Annotated in this window: 15 protein-coding genes; 2 read left to right on the top strand and 13 right to left on the bottom strand. The window is 40.4% G+C overall.

The window, feature by feature from the left end; genetic code table 11:
• Positions 1-116 precede the first annotated feature (116 nt).
• From SMSK597_RS07270 to adcAII, 3 genes are all read right to left on the bottom strand, one after another.
• Positions 117-788, bottom strand: a complete 672-nt coding sequence (locus SMSK597_RS07270; protein WP_000746012.1) for a CPBP family intramembrane glutamic endopeptidase — start codon at positions 786-788, stop codon at positions 117-119.
• A 384-nt stretch (positions 789-1,172) separates the two neighbouring features.
• Positions 1,173-4,265 carry a pneumococcal-type histidine triad protein gene (locus tag SMSK597_RS07265; protein WP_000700514.1) on the bottom strand — a complete coding sequence of 1,031 codons (3,093 nt, stop codon included), beginning with the start codon at positions 4,263-4,265 and terminating at the stop codon, positions 1,173-1,175.
• 7 nt (positions 4,266-4,272) lie between these two features.
• Positions 4,273-5,190, bottom strand: a complete 918-nt coding sequence (gene adcAII, locus SMSK597_RS07260; RefSeq protein ID WP_000744918.1) for a zinc-binding lipoprotein AdcAII — start codon at positions 5,188-5,190, stop codon at positions 4,273-4,275.
• A 151-nt stretch (positions 5,191-5,341) separates the two neighbouring features.
• On the opposite strand from adcAII, the gene SMSK597_RS13805 reads away from it, so the two are divergent.
• Complete coding sequence (locus tag SMSK597_RS13805) at positions 5,342-5,539, top strand: hypothetical protein (RefSeq protein ID WP_000692897.1); 198 nt, start codon at positions 5,342-5,344, stop codon at positions 5,537-5,539.
• Positions 5,540-5,573: 34 nt separating this feature from the next.
• Here SMSK597_RS13805 and SMSK597_RS07255 read toward each other — a convergent pair whose 3' ends face one another.
• The 10 genes from SMSK597_RS07255 to SMSK597_RS07210 all read right to left on the bottom strand — a co-directional run bounded on the left by SMSK597_RS07255 (position 5,574) and on the right by SMSK597_RS07210 (position 14,672).
• Entirely contained in the window at positions 5,574-6,965 is a 1,392-nt protein-coding gene (locus tag SMSK597_RS07255) for an APC family permease (RefSeq protein WP_001020330.1), read from the bottom strand.
• Positions 6,966-7,187: 222 nt separating this feature from the next.
• Positions 7,188-8,162, bottom strand: a complete 975-nt coding sequence (locus tag SMSK597_RS07250; RefSeq protein ID WP_001227753.1) for a DUF1002 domain-containing protein — start codon at positions 8,160-8,162, stop codon at positions 7,188-7,190.
• 73 nt (positions 8,163-8,235) lie between these two features.
• On the bottom strand, positions 8,236-8,850 hold the full coding sequence (pmp23, locus tag SMSK597_RS07245; protein ID WP_000476379.1) for a cell wall hydrolase Pmp23: 615 nt from the start codon (positions 8,848-8,850) through the stop codon (positions 8,236-8,238).
• Positions 8,850-9,824, bottom strand: coding sequence for a nucleoid-associated protein (locus tag SMSK597_RS07240; protein ID WP_000356100.1), 975 nt, complete (start codon positions 9,822-9,824; stop codon positions 8,850-8,852). The genes pmp23 and SMSK597_RS07240 overlap by 1 nt, the downstream gene beginning before the upstream one ends.
• A gap of 7 nt (positions 9,825-9,831) precedes the next feature.
• Positions 9,832-11,088, bottom strand: a complete 1,257-nt coding sequence (gene glyA / locus SMSK597_RS07235) for a serine hydroxymethyltransferase (RefSeq protein ID WP_000575486.1) — start codon at positions 11,086-11,088, stop codon at positions 9,832-9,834.
• Positions 11,089-11,150: 62 nt separating this feature from the next.
• Entirely contained in the window at positions 11,151-11,582 is a 432-nt protein-coding gene (locus SMSK597_RS07230; protein ID WP_000945731.1) for a GNAT family N-acetyltransferase, read from the bottom strand.
• Position 11,583: 1 nt separating this feature from the next.
• Entirely contained in the window at positions 11,584-12,186 is a 603-nt protein-coding gene (locus SMSK597_RS07225; RefSeq protein ID WP_000969307.1) for an L-threonylcarbamoyladenylate synthase, read from the bottom strand.
• Positions 12,170-13,006, bottom strand: coding sequence for a peptide chain release factor N(5)-glutamine methyltransferase (prmC, locus tag SMSK597_RS07220; protein ID WP_000761869.1), 837 nt, complete (start codon positions 13,004-13,006; stop codon positions 12,170-12,172). Before prmC ends, SMSK597_RS07225 begins: the two co-directional genes overlap by 17 nt.
• Entirely contained in the window at positions 13,006-14,085 is a 1,080-nt protein-coding gene (prfA, locus tag SMSK597_RS07215) for a peptide chain release factor 1 (protein ID WP_001028820.1), read from the bottom strand. Before prfA ends, prmC begins: the two co-directional genes overlap by 1 nt.
• Positions 14,082-14,672, bottom strand: a complete 591-nt coding sequence (locus tag SMSK597_RS07210; protein ID WP_000068147.1) for a thymidine kinase — start codon at positions 14,670-14,672, stop codon at positions 14,082-14,084. The genes prfA and SMSK597_RS07210 overlap by 4 nt, the downstream gene beginning before the upstream one ends.
• Positions 14,673-14,795: 123 nt before the next feature.
• Here SMSK597_RS07210 and SMSK597_RS07205 point away from each other — a divergent pair, with 123 nt between their 5' ends.
• Complete coding sequence (locus tag SMSK597_RS07205; protein ID WP_001117401.1) at positions 14,796-14,978, top strand: 4-oxalocrotonate tautomerase; 183 nt, start codon at positions 14,796-14,798, stop codon at positions 14,976-14,978.
• The last annotated feature ends 16 nt before the right edge of the window (positions 14,979-14,994 follow it).

Genomic DNA, 14,994 nt, shown 5'->3' with positions numbered 1-14,994 from the left:
GAATTTTTCATTACCTTTTATTATACCATGATTAGCCACCCAAGTCTGAAAATAATCAGTTCTTGCTCATCTATTGAAAAGAAAATGCCGGAAAGTTCCGACATTGTTTTAGTAAGCTAACTTCCTGAAAATAGGAGTAACCACACATCCCAGAAGGCAGTGATATTGATGAGAATATGAACTAGTATTGGATAGTAGAGATTTTTAGTCATACGATACAATAGAGCCAAAATAAGCCCTCCGCTAGCATAAATGAAAAAAGCAAGAGGAGTTAAAGCGAAATTGATATGAATATAACCGAAAATAATAGCAGAAAGCAAGACATCTCCGTACCAAGGCGAGTTTTTGAAAAAGGTTGTCATAAGCACACCGCGATAAATCAACTCCTCAGCAATAGGGCCGATGAAGCAAGCTATGAGCAAAAAATAGGGTAATTCCTGTCTCCCTATCATTTCTATCGTTTCATTCAAAGAGATTTGATTTGAAGACGAGGGTATGAAATAAGACAAGAGGAAGTCCGACATATACGAAATGATGTAGCCCAGTAAAAGGTAGATAAAGTACCTCAGCTGCCACTTGAAATGAAAAGTCTTCTTTCCTGCAAAAACTAGTAGATAGATGACCGCTAATAAAAGACCTCCACTCTCCATCCAAAGCAGAATCTGAAAAAATTCACGACTTGCTGGTAGATAAGGCTTTGCGAGGTGATTGAAAATTCCCCAAAACCAAGTTGATTTGTAAAAAATTAAGGATAATGCTAGTAAAATCTGAATAATTCGTTTTTTCATCTTAAATCCTCTGTTTTTCTTGACTAGCTTATTGAATAGAATGGTTTGTTTAATTGAATCAAAAGTTTAGTATAGCATATCTTTTCCAAATATCCTCTTCAAATCATAAATTGTCATCAAAACATCCTAAACTGTAAAATCAATTCCCCCCTACCCTTTTACCATTATCTTCTCTAACAAAGGAAGACCTATAATTAAGTTACTAACCTTGGATATAGATTGATTTCTCCTAAATGAAGCCAAAGCCCCCCAAAAAATCAGGTGGTTTATTTAGCCTGAACCTTACGGAGCGAGACAAATAAAAGCCAGTATTGCTACTGACTCTTACATCATTTTAATTTAACAGGATAAATTTATGCTTCTGATTTCGTCATAACTGACTCACTACCTTTTTAACAAAGCAAGTAATTTCTCTGCTTCTGCCATGATGCCATTATTATCCATGGTTTGGAGACTCAGATTATTTCGTAAACCAGCTAGGCTCTCTGTCACATTGTCTTTCAAACTAGCATCCGTTACTTTATCAAGTAAAGCTTCTACTTCTTTGAGTTTAGCTTCTACTTTTTCTGTTTCTACTTGAGGGACTTCAGCTTCGTCTGTTGTATCGTTAGCAACTCCCTCTGTCTCGTCTTCATCAGTGCTCGGTTTATAAAGATTATCTACTGAAGGGTTTAAACCTGCGTGATTCTCTTTTTCATCAGATTCAGGGCGAGTTGGCTCACTTACTTCATCATGTTCCTTATCTTCATCAGGTTTACTGTCTTGGTCTGCCTTATTTTTACGAACATGGTCGCTGGCATTTCCCCAACCATTATCTGAGTGAGGGCGTTCATTTGGATGTTCAACATAATATTTTACAGTCGCAAAAAGATCCTCAAGGCTATAACCTTTAGGTGCCTCATATAGTCCTTCGTCAAACCAAGAAAATTTAATGTTATGGTAATGGTCGTAATGAGGTATAATCAAGCTACCGTTTTTAACTTCAACAGTATGTTGGAGATTGTAAGGCATGTGATCAAGTGGAACTTTCTTAGCTGCCTTCACTTTATTATAGATTGCTTCTACTCCTTTAACCTCAGTATTTCCTGAACCCTGATTATCTGTTGAAGGAGGCGTCAAACCTTTCTCTTTAGCATAAGCCTGAGCTGCTGCTCTTTCAGCTTCAGACAAACTTTCTTTCTTGATCCAATGACTATGAGTCATATGCGGAGTTACATAGGCATCGCCTTCATCGCTCGTTATATCACGAGGATCAAAGATATAGCCATCTTCTGTTGTATACTTACCTGCTAATTTCGCTAATTTAATTTCATCGTCCGTATAAGCAATTTGAGCATTTGGTTTGCCAAGTCGCTCTGGGTGGATAATTGGTGCTAGGAATACTAATAAATCATCTACTAATTTTCCTTTATTAGAAGATTCATCATTCAAGCGTTCTGCTAACTTGTCTAAGGCTTGGAAATCAGAAGTACGACCCTTATTTTCAGACAAGGCTTTATGAGCCTCGGTCAACAAATGATAAGCTTTATCATAAAATTCTTGGTCACGAGGTGATACATTTTCTTTCTTCGCAACTAGAGCGTGTGTCTCTTGAGTTTTCTTAGACAAGAGATTTTCAATAGCATCAATCTTATCCTTGGCTAAGTCTTTAGCTAGAACATAACGACTAACGCCCTTATCCTCGATAATATAACCGTCGCCAACTTTTCTAACAACCTGGTTGACATCAAATTCTGTCGGTTTATTTTCCACTGGTGCTAGAGGTTTGGTAGTAGGGGCTGGCTTCAGAGGAGTAACACTTGGCAAGACACTGCCATTTTGTCCTTTTAACGGAATAATTCTAGCAATCTTCTGCTCTAAATCAGACATTTGTGAATAAGGGATAAAGTGATAATGGTCTCCGTGAGGCACTGCTACACCGTTAGCTGTACGTTTGATGATTTGTGCCGGATCAAAGACTAATCCATCAGATTCCACATGGCGTTCTGATAAAGGTTTGGCATACAATTTACTTAAAAGTGTTGGGATATCTTCCCCTTGATTTTGATGATAAGTTGGGGTGACAGTCAGGTTTGGAGTCTCTGTCAAACTTGGTTGGACTGGTTTAGCATTATCACTACTTGGTTTACTTGAGCTTGTAGAAGAATGAGAACCCTGTTTCCCATTCCAATAAGCTTGGGCGGCAGCCAATTCTCCTGCTGACAAATCACTCTTAGGTATATAGTGAAAATGATTGCCGTGCGGTACAACAAAAGCGTCACCTGTATCTTCAATCACATCTGTCGGACTAAAGACATACCCATCATCCGTTGTATAAGCGCCTCCAGTTCCTCTATTCGGTGCCGGCGTATTGAGATTAAAGTTTGGTTTAATCGGTGAACTTGGTGTTGAACTTGGTTTATCTGTACTGCTTGGTTTCGTATTGTCAGAATGACTTTGAACTGGCTGACCTCCAATTGGTAGATTTCGAGCCAATTTTTCTTCCAAAGCAGACATTTGTGAATAAGGAATGAAATGGAAATGATCTCCGTGAGGAACAGCCACACCATTGGCTGTACGTTTTGTAATCTGTGCTGGGTCAAATACCAATCCATCAGACTCCACATGACGTTGGCTAAGTGGCAAAGCATACAATTCTTGAAGGAGACTATCCAAGTCCTCGTTTTGACTCTCAGGAGCTGTTGCAGAATCTTGAGGAGCCTCAGATTGACTCGTTCTCACACTAGATCTTGTTTCTCCCCTGCTTGAACGATATTCAACCGTACTTAATTGACCGCCTTTTCCAGATAGGAAGGCCTGAGCAGCAGCTAATTCACTAGCAGACAAGTCACTCTTAGGAATATAGTGGAAGTGATTGCCGTGAGGGACAATATAAGCATCACCCGTATCTTCTATAATATCAGAGGCATTGAAGATATAACCATCATCCGTTGTATAGCGTCCTTGGGCTCTGGCTGCAGCAACAGCATTATCTGTGCTTGCATTATGATTATGACTATGTTCCTGCTTCTGACGTTTAATCTCTTCTTTTGTCCGAATATTGTCCGCATGAGCCGCATCCTTGAGGTAAACATAGTATTTCCCGTCTACCTTAATCACATAGCCACCCTTGATTTCATTAACAATATCTGCATTCTTCAACTGATAATTCGGATCTTTCATGAGGAGTTCTTCACTGATGATGGCATCATAAGGAACCTTGCCATTATAGTAATGATAATGGTCTCCATGAGAGGTCACATAACCTTGATCCGTAATCTTGATAACAATTTGTTCGGCGTTGATTCCCTCTCTCTTACTGACTTCATCTGGTGTCAAGTTCTCTGCCTTTTGACCAGCCTGATCACCGTCTATATAAGCAACTCGATTAGAATCTTTTTTAACTTGACCAGCTTGGTAACGACCAAGCTCATAGGAGCAAACACTTAGGGCAAGGACTGCCACTGAACCTGCTACATATTTTTTATTGATTTTCATTCTTTCCTCACTTTAATTCTTCTGCTAGAACACTCATATTTTCTTCAAGATTTTCTAAATAGGTCTTGTCATTTTGTGGGTCTGCTTCTAAAGGATTCAGAGTTTTAAGCCCCACACCTGTTGATTTGACAAGAGTTTCAGCTACTTTTGAAGAAGCGTTACTTTCTGTAAAAATCGTTTTAACCTTATAGGTTTTTACAAATTCCTGAATTTCTGTAAGTTGTCGTGGACTTGGTTCTTGTTCAGGAGAGATACCTGCAATACCAAGTTGATTAAGTCCAAATCTCTTCGCTAGATAAGAAAAGGCTGTATGTTGTGTTACAAAAGTCTTCTGAGTCGCTTTTTCAAATTTAGGCTGGAATTTCTTAGTCAATTCTTGAGCTTTTTTGATAAAGGCTTGCGCATTTTTCTGGTAAGTTTCTTTATGCTCACTATCCACCTCTGAAAGTTTATCAGCGATAATCTGAGCTTCTTCGCCAGCTTTTTCAGGATCTAGCCAAGTATGAGGATCATAGAGCGTTTTTTCATCAACTCCATCCCCTGCTTCCACATCTTCTAGCCCTGGGACTCGGTCTAATGTCATTCCTTCAGAAGCCTCTAAAACCTTCACTTTAGATTTTTTTAGATTGGGATCTAAACTTCCTGCCCAAGATTCGAGCGTATGAGAATGGTAAACAAAGACATCTGCATCATAGATGGCTGCAATGTCATTCGCTGAAGGTTCAAAGGAGTGAATCCCACTACTTGACTGAATCATCCGAACATCATTCAAGTTACCAGATACTTCCTTGACCATAGCGTAGATAGGATAGAAACTGGTCACAATTTTCATCCCTTTCCCTGTCTGGCTTTCCTTTTGACCACAAGCCCCTAAACACAAAAGAAAGACACTTAACAATACTAAAAATAAACTTTGTTTTTTCATGGATAACCCCTTAACTATTTAATTAACTGGTAAACATTCTACTCCTAAAAATTTAATCTGTCAAGCTATTTTAAGAAAAAAATTGAAATTTCTTTCACATATAAAAATCTGCTGAGTGTCAACAACTCAACAGATTCTCACTTTATACTCAATGAAAATCAAAGAGCAAATTAGGAAGCTAGCCGCAGGTTGCTCAAAGCACGACTTTGAGGTTGCAGATAGAACTGACGAAGTCAGCTCAAAACACTGTTTTGAGGTTGTGGATAGAACTGACGAAGTCAGCTCAAAGCACGACTTTGAGGTTGTAGATAAGACTGACGAAGTCAGTCACATATATACGGCAAGGTGAAGCTGACGTGGTTTGAAGAGATTTTCGAAGAGTATTATTCTTCTATGGTAGAATGCTTATAACCATAAGTAAAGTAAATGATACTTCCTACTAACAACGCAACTAGGAAAGCAATCCAAGTTTCCATATTATACTGCAACATAAATGATAAACAAATGATGATTGATAAAATCGGTAATAAGGGTACCAGTGGTGTTTTAAATTCTCCAGCTTTGGGCATCCCCTTTTCTCTCCGTAAGCGAATCAAACCATAAGCCAACATGATCAGGTAAGACAAGGTACAAATATTTAAGAAGGCTGCGATACTAGCAAGAGGGAACATTCCTGCTGCTACTGCTGAAGCTAGCCCCGTTAAGATAGTAGCATTCTTTGGTACCTTGCTAGTCTTCGTTAGTTCTTTAAAGGCGGCAGGTATCAATCCGTCACGCGCTAAACTGTAAATCATACGCGATAGGGCATAAGTCATTGAGATACAAACCGTAATCAAGGTCAAGATAGCCACCAATGACACATAGTTGGCTGCCCAACTAGTCCCAACACTACGAAGGGCAAAGGCAACGGCATCGTCGACATTTAGATGACTATAGTGAACCACACCAGTCAAGACAAGCGTCACCAAGGCATAAAGAATGGTTACGATAGAAAGCGATAAAACAATCCCTCTAGGAATATTTTTTTGAGGAGTCTTGACCTCATCTACGGCCATAGAGATGGATTCAAATCCCAAAAAACCGAAGAACATCAAGGACGCACCAGCCATAATACCAGTACTAGCACCATAGATTTGTCCAAAACCATAAGGAGCAAAATTGCTCCAATTATCAAGTTTAATATGCCAGATTCCTACTAAAACAAAGAGAGCTAAAGCGGAAAATTTCAAAATCACTAGAATAGAATTAAAGCGTAAGGCAGCCTTGGCGTTTAGTAAAACAAGCGAAGTCACCAAGACCAAGACAAGAATAGGCAATAAATCAACAAATGTCCCTGCTTGAGGATTAAAGGTACCATTTAAAGTCTGAGGAAGGGCTATCCCATATTGAGAAAGCAATCCTTTAAAATAAGCTGCCCAACCCGAAGCTACGCCTGATATGGCTGTCATGAACTCCATCATGGTTAACCAACCAGCCAACCAGGCAGGAAATTCTCCTAAAATAGCATAGAGATAACTGTAGGCACCACCTGTAGCGGGTACTCGCGAAGCAAATTCTGCAAAAAAGAGGGCTGATAATCCTACACACAAGGCAGAAATGACAATTGAAATCACTAGGGCTGGACCCGCTAGAGTTGCGGCTGCAGTACCTGTGATTGTAAAGACACCTGTCCCTACCATGGCTCCGATACCCAGCAAAATCAAATCCCATAACTTCAAATGCCTGTGCATCTCCGTTTTATCTAAACTAACATTTTTTGTTCTAAATATATTCATCTTTGACTCCAAAATAAAATGATGATTCTATTTTACCATAAATATAGGAGATTTGTGAATATTTATAAAACATTTTTCTGAAAAAATCTGACTACCTTTTGTAATAGCTTATACTCAATGAAAATCAAAGAGCAAACTAGGAAACTAGGAAACTAGCCACAGGCTGTACTTGAGTACGGCAAGGCGACGTTGACGTGGTTTGAATTTGATTTTCGAAGAGTATTAAGAACCAAAACTCTTGAAGAAGTTGACAATGGCTTGCCAGAGGGCGCTTAAGAAATTCCCCCCGTCCTCTAGCGCCTTATCCGCATCAAAGTTAAGGTTAATATTTTTAAAACTGTCACCAGCTTGTGATACGATGCTTTGTTTCAGGTCCTTTAGGGTTTTAGTGAAGTCTGCATTGCTGAGGATATCACTTTTTGAGAGATTTAAAGCAAAATTGATGATGATATTGATCTGGTTTCCTGTTATCACCTGATCAAGTTTGTAATTTTTTAAGGTATCTTCAACGATTTTGCGGATATCTTCCTCTGTCAGATTTCCCTTGCTTTCTTTAGCTTTGGCGAGTCCTGACTTGATATCGGCTAGGGCAACGTTTAGTTTATTAGCATCATAGCCTGACTTGTCCTTGTTTTCAGCATTGATATCTGACAAAGCCTTCAGCTCTTCTTGAGCCAAGTCTTTATTAGCTTGCGGCACCTTGGCTCCATTAGCCTCTAGCGAATAGTAAATCCCTGCTAAAGCACTTTCACCAGTAACTGGAATGGGCGCTGCTACAGTGATTTTGGCGTGTTCCACACCCAAAGTTACGGCCGCGTTTCGGTACATATCCTGAGTCACCTTAGTAATGTTTTCTGGTGTTTCAATCTTGACCTCAAGTGGCGACTTGTCACCTAGTTTTTGAATCTTGGCTGATGAATACAATTGTAAGCTAGAGTCATTGGCGACATTCATAATCTTAGAATAGACATCAGGTGTCATGGTCTTGAGTTCTTTGGTGTCTGTTGAGGCATTGTAGCCTAATTTCTTAAGAGTTTGATTTTTTTGATCTTCAGACAATGATGAACCTAGGACATATTCAGGTTGGACATAGGTTTCATCGATGACTTTTTGAACATTTGTTGCTGCATGGGCGCTATTCATAGCTGTTACTGCCCACAAGACCGCAGCACTGGTCAGAAAGAGTTTCTTTCTCATAGGGAATTCCCTCCTTTACCTTTCTAGAGTAATATATCTATCTTAAAGAAAACTTATAACAAAAACATCTGGACTAGCCAGATGTCGAAAAGAGAGTGAAACATTTGATGATGTAAAGGTTGAGTTGCACCTGTCTAGAATAATAATAGTTTCCTCCATTTACATAGAGTTCGGCACCGTGAAAAATGGAAATGGGGTGAATATAACTATAAGTCTTTCCAGTGGTATTACCAAGCAAGGGGGCAACAGTCTCACGAGAGTACTGTTTGGCCAGAGCCAAGGTGTTTTCCTTGCCATTTTGGGCGATAAAATCGATATAGGCAGGTCCAAAATTATAGGATTGAACAGCCGTCCAGACATCTACCCCCTTCTTCTGAGCCAGATAGAGATTGTCTGTCAGAGTTTGAACGCCTTGTCGAATGCTAGAGGCATTATCATTGATGGTGTTGGTGGAACCACTTGCAGACTCACTAGACTGCATGACATCGCCTTCTTTTCCTTTTGTTTCGGTATAAATCATAGCGAGCACAAGCTCTTCGTTTGCTGGGGTGTCTTTTTCACTCAAGATTTCTCTAACCATGGGTTGATAGGTCATGACTTGCTTGACATCTTGATGAACACGGTAAGCTTTATATCCAGCAAAAAGGAAGACTGCTAGTACAAGCACTCTTCGAATTCGTTTAAACATTATTTACTTTGGATATCCTCGATATTTTTGATTAAGATAGAGTAGGTTCCATTATCATTTTGGATAAACTCAACAGACTCGGCGTCTTGATAGACATTATTGGGAACGATGAGCTCAATTCCATTTGACAAGGAAAGTTTTTGGTTTTCAAATTTCTTTAATTGGCGACTGGCATCAATTTCATCAAATTGAACTGGTTCTGGTACGGCTTCTTTGACTTGGTCAATAAAGCTCAAACGAGCAGTCAGATTGTTATCAAAAAGGTCGTTAGCCAATTTCTCAGGCGATAATTCATTGCTTTCTTCCAGATTGTTAAAAATAGCTGATTTGACCTTGGATTGAAATTGAAAGTCATCTGTGTTAAAGGTTTCAGCAATGCGCTGTGCCGTTTTTTCCAGTTCTTTGATAGATTTCTTGGGTGAAATTTTAGGGGCGACGGCAAGAAGATTGTCTGAAAAATAGTTCAAGAAAGCCCCGTTATACTTGATTCGTTTTTCAATCAGGTGGTACTTGCGACTCTGAAGATTGACCACCAAGGCTTCGTCAGCACCCGTTCCAAATCCAGGCAGGTTATTCTGAGTCAGCTTGATTGGATTATCAACTTCTCCTCCGAGGTGGGTCAAGGTCTCACGCAGGGCAATTCGCAAGAAAGCGAAATGTTCTACACCTTCTTTAGAAAATTGCACAAAAATCAAGTCATTGGTCTTGAGGTTTTCAGAAATACTGAACTCTTCTTTCCAGAGATTAGCCAGTGTTACTGATGTCTCCAACAAATCGTCTGTGATATGATTGAAGAAGGGATTTTCTTCCTCGAAAATCCCAGTCTTGGCTTCATCTGAATACACACGTTCAATTTTTTTACGCAGGTATTCTTCGATTTTTGGAGTAATATTGAGAAACTTATCCGCTAGGAACAGCTCGGTATCATCCGGACTGAACTGGTGAATAATGGCTTTCTTAATATAAATGTCCATAAAAGTTTTAGTCCTCGTATAATGGGAAGGCATCTGTCAATGCTTTGACATCGCTTCTCACTTCTTCTAATACAGCCTCATTTTCTGCATTCTTAAGAGTTTTAATGATCAATTCAGCCACTTTGCGACTTTCTTCTTCACCAAATCCACGTGCAGTGATGGCTGCAGATCCGATACGAATCCCACTTGTCTTGAATGGTGATAAGGTTTCGTAAGGGATTGAGTTTTTATTTAGGGTAATATTGACTTCATCCAGCAAGTTTTGAGCAACTTTTCCGTTTTCTACAACCTTAGTCACATCCACTAGGAAGAGATGGTTTTCAGTCCCGCCAGAAATGATACGGAAATCAGGGTCTTGTAAGAAGACATCTGCCATAGCCTTGCTGTTCTTGATGACATTAGCCGCATATTCCTTGAAGGCTGGATCCAAAACTTCTTTGAAGGAAACTGCCTTGGCAGCAACAACATGCTCCAAAGGACCACCTTGAATACCTGGGAAAATAGCTGAATTGATTTTCTTGGCAAGTTCTTCGTCATTAGTCAAAATCAAACCACCACGAGGTCCACGAAGGGTTTTGTGAGTCGTTGTTGTAGTGATATGAGCGTATGGTACTGGACTTGGGTGGAGACCAGCAGCAACCAAACCAGCGATATGGGCCATATCCACCATAAGCTTAGCCCCAACAGCATCTGCGATTTCACGGAATTTTGAGAAGTCGATAATTTGAGAATAGGCTGAAGCACCAGCTACGATCAATTTTGGTTTTACTTCTTGAGCTTGTTTCAAGATAGAATCAAAATCCAAGAGTTCCGTTTCAGGATCAACACTGTAAGAAACAAAGTTGTAGGTTTGACCTGAGAAACTAACTGGAGCTCCGTGGGTCAAGTGTCCACCTGCTGCCAAATCCATCCCCATAACGGTATCACCTGGCTCAATTAAGGCCATGTAAGACGCACAGTTGGCTTGGCTTCCTGAGTGTGGTTGGACATTGGCAAATTTAGCGCCGAAAATTTCTTTTGCACGCTCAATAGCTAGACTTTCTACCACGTCTACCACATCAGTTCCACCATAGTAACGGCGACCTGGGTAGCCTTCGGCGTATTTATTCGTCAAGATAGACCCTTGAGCTGCCATAACAGCCTTGGAAACTACGTTTTCCGAAGCAATCAACTCAATGTTGTTTTGTTGTCGTTCTTCTTCTTTGGCAATAGCATTCCAGAGATCAGCATCATATGCTTTAAAATCATCTTTGTCAAAAATCATAGGTCTTCTCCTTTTATTGTGTGACTAGTCCATTAGTTTAATTTTCTTATTAGAAAATTAAACTAAAAGATGCGAATAAACCGTTTCTGCATTTTATCACAAGTATAACCAACTTTTTCATAAAATGCATGAGCACCCAGACGATGATCGGCAGAGTTTAAGCGGATAAACCCATAACCACGTCTTTTTGCTTCTTGATCCAACCCTTGTAATAAGCTTTTACCAATACCTTGACCTTGTGCTTGAGGTGAAACTGCTAAGGCTAAAATATTAAATCCTGCTTTGGAATAGAGGGATTCGTAAACTTCAGCGTGGACATATCCAAGTAAGACATGACTAGCTTCATCCTCATAGCCAAGAAGGAAATGATGGGAATCCTGAGATAGTCTAGCTAGTTGACTAGACGTGTCCTCTAGACTAAAAGAATAGCCCAAAGCCTCTTGGTTAATTTCACAAATGGCTTTCACATCAGTTTCTCTTAAATTTCTTAGCATTTTAAGCCTCCTCAAAAGAAATCTCTGGCAACCGAGCAAGAATATCTTCTCGCTTAATGGACCCTTGGCGTAAGATTTTCACCTTATCTCCAGACAAATCCAAAATCGTTGAATCCTGTCCAGTTAGAAAAGCATCGTCTTCTAGACCCAGAACCTCTTGGTCAAAATCCTTCAGAATTTGTTCAAAGGTTACTCCACTTGCCTGACCTGAAATATTGGCAGACGGCCCAATCAGGGGTCCTGTCTCTCGAATCAAATCAAGGGTAATCGGATGACTGGGCATCCGAAATCCAACAGTCGCGAGGCCAGAATTGACCCAATAGGGAACTCGGTCATTAGCTTCAAGGATAATGGTCAAGGGACCTGGTAAAAAGGTCTCTACAAGTTTTTGTAGATAAGTTGGCTGATTCTTTGAAAAGTGCAAGATGTCCTCGAGAGAATCGATATTGAGATTGAGTGCCTTGTCTCTAGGACGACGTTTGAGTTGGTAAACATGGTTAACTGCCTTTTCATCTAAGGCCTTAGCAAAAAGACCATAAACAGTCTCTGTAGGTAGAACGACAGCTCCACCATTTTCCAACTCTTGTCTAATCCTGTCCATCATCAACCACGACCATCCTATCTTGACCAAATTGGTCCTTAAGTGTTCTTACACGTTTTTCAGGAAGATGCTTCCTAAAAAGTTCAGGAACACTTTGACCTTGCTTGTATCCAATTTCAAGGTAAATCTTGCCACCGTCTTTGAGATAGTCTTTTGCATCTTCCGCAATTCTACGGTAAATAGCTAGGCCATCCTCGGCTGCAAAGAGAGCTAGATGAGGCTCCGAATGCAAGACATTCAAGCCAACCTCTGACTCATCTTCACGAGAGATATAGGGTGGATTGGAAACAATTATATCATATTTTTCAGAAATTTCTGTAAAACAGTCAGATTTTTTTAAAAATATTTGAAGATTTTGATTTTTAGCATTTTCGCTGGCTACATCTAAAGCATCTTGGGAAATATCTGCTGCTTTCACTGACCAATCTGGTCTGTTTTTTGCTAAGGCGAGAGCAATAGCTCCACTACCTGTTCCAATATCCAGAACTGAAAGATTCGTCTCAGGATTTTCAGCCAGGATAAGCTCCACCAACTCCTCTGTTTCTGGACGAGGGATCAATACTCGTTCATCCACTTTTAGCTGCATTCCATAAAAATCTGCCTGTCCAATGATATACTGGGCTGGCTTGTGAGCTGCTAGCTGTTGGAAAATTTCTTTTACAAATACTTCTTCCTCTTCCGTCACTTCCTGCTGGAGGGCAAAAACAAAGTCTGTAAAAGATAGATTTTTCAGGCTACGATAGACAAAAGAGAGGCTTTCTGCTTCCTCTCCCTGTCTTATCAATTCTTCTTCAAAATCTGAAAATAATTGAGCTAATTTCATTATTTATTTAATTCTTCTAATTTTTGCGTTTGGTCATAGAGAACCAAGGCATCCACAACTTCGTCTAATTTACCAGACAAAATCGTATCTAGTTTTTGGAGAGTCAAGCCGATACGGTGGTCTGTGACACGGTTTTGTGGGAAATTATAAGTACGGATTCGTTCTGAACGGTCACCAGTACCGATTGTCGACTTACGCTCAGCGTCTTGTTCATCTTGTGCAATCTGAGCAAAGTGGTCAGCAACACGCGCACGGATGATTTTCATGGCTTTCTCACGGTTCTTCTGTTGAGTACGTTCTTCCTGCATCTCAACCTTGATATTGGTTGGCAAGTGAACGATACGAACGGCAGTCGCAACCTTATTGACGTTCTGTCCACCAGCTCCAGATGCATGGTAGATGTCAACACGAAGGTCTTTTGGATCAATATCATATTCTACCTCTTCCACTTCAGGCATGACAAGGACTGTCGCTGTAGAGGTATGCACACGGCCTTGACTTTCAGTCACAGGGACACGTTGAACACGATGGGCACCAGACTCATACTTGAGTTTAGAGTAAACAGATTGACCTGAAACCATGGCAACGACTTCTTTGAAACCACCGACACCGTTCATAGAAGCTTCCATAACTTCAAAGCGCCAGCCTTGGGCTTCCGCATACTTTTGATACATAGTTAGAAGGTCTCCAGCGAAAAGTGCCGCTTCGTCTCCACCAGCTGCTCCACGGATTTCAAGGATAATATTCTTGTCATCATTTGGATCCTTTGGAAGGAGCAAAATTTTGAGTTTTTCTTCGTATTCTTCTTTTTCAGCCTTGGCATCTTTGAGCTCTTGCTTGGCCATTTCTTCCAAGTCCGCATCTCCGCCTGATTCCTTAATCATCTCTTCAGCATCAACGATGTTTTGAAGGACTTGTTTGTATTCTCGGTAAGCCGTCACTGTATCACGGCTTGAAGACTCTTCTTTTGAGAGCTCCATGAAACGCTTGGTGTCCGAAACCACATCTGGGTCACTGAGCAACTCTCCTAATTCTTCATAACGGTCTTCTACAGCTTGTAGTTGATCATAGATGTTCATTTTTCTTCATTCTCCTTATTGATTTCAGGGGCAAAATAATGTTTACGGCAAACTGAGATATAGGTTTCATTTCCACCGATCTGGATCTGCTCTCCATCGTAAACGGGCAGTCCATCCTGTGTTCGCAAAACCATGGTCGCCTTTTTCTTACAATACTGACAGATGGTCTTGATTTCTTCGATCTTGTCTGCTAAGAGCAAGAGATACTTGGAACCTTCGAACAGTTCATTGCGAAAATCATTTTTCAAACCAAAAGCCATGACAGGTATGTCTAACTCATCGACAACACGAGCTAAGTCGTAAACATGATGACGCTTGAGAAACTGGGCTTCATCGACCAAAACACAGTAAGGCTTTTCTGGTAGGTCTCGGATATAGCCAAAGATATCCGTCGTCTCCTCAATCGCAAGAGCAGGGCGTTTCATACCGATTCGACTCGACACATAGCCAACACCGTCACGCGTATCCAGAGCCGAGGTCATAATCACAACACCTTTTCCTTGCTCCTCATAGTTATAGGCCACCTTGAGAATCTCAATGGTCTTACCAGAGTTCATGGTCCCATAACGATAATACAACTGTGCCATGTTTCTTGCTTCACGTCCATTTCTAAATTTTTGCTACATTCTAGTATATCATAATTTTCTTAAGCTTTAAACGGCAAAATGTGGTAAAATAGAAGAAATCAAAAACTAGTGGAGGAAGCTATTATGCCATTTGTACGCATCGATTTATTTGAAGGACGCACGCTCGAGCAAAAGAAAGCTCTTGCTAAGGAAGTAACGGAAGCTGTTGTCCGCAACACTGGAGCACCTCAATCAGCTGTCCATGTCATCATCAACGACATGCCAGAAGGAACTTATTTCCCACAAGGGGAAATGCGCACCAAATAAGCTAGCTTAAGCAGAA

Origin of the sequence: Streptococcus mitis SK597 (assembly GCF_000148545.1) — a bacterium.
GTDB classification, from domain to species: Bacteria; Bacillota; Bacilli; order Lactobacillales; family Streptococcaceae; genus Streptococcus; species Streptococcus mitis_C.
Note: the sequence above shows the minus strand (reverse complement) of the source record. Positions and strands in the feature narration are given on the sequence as shown.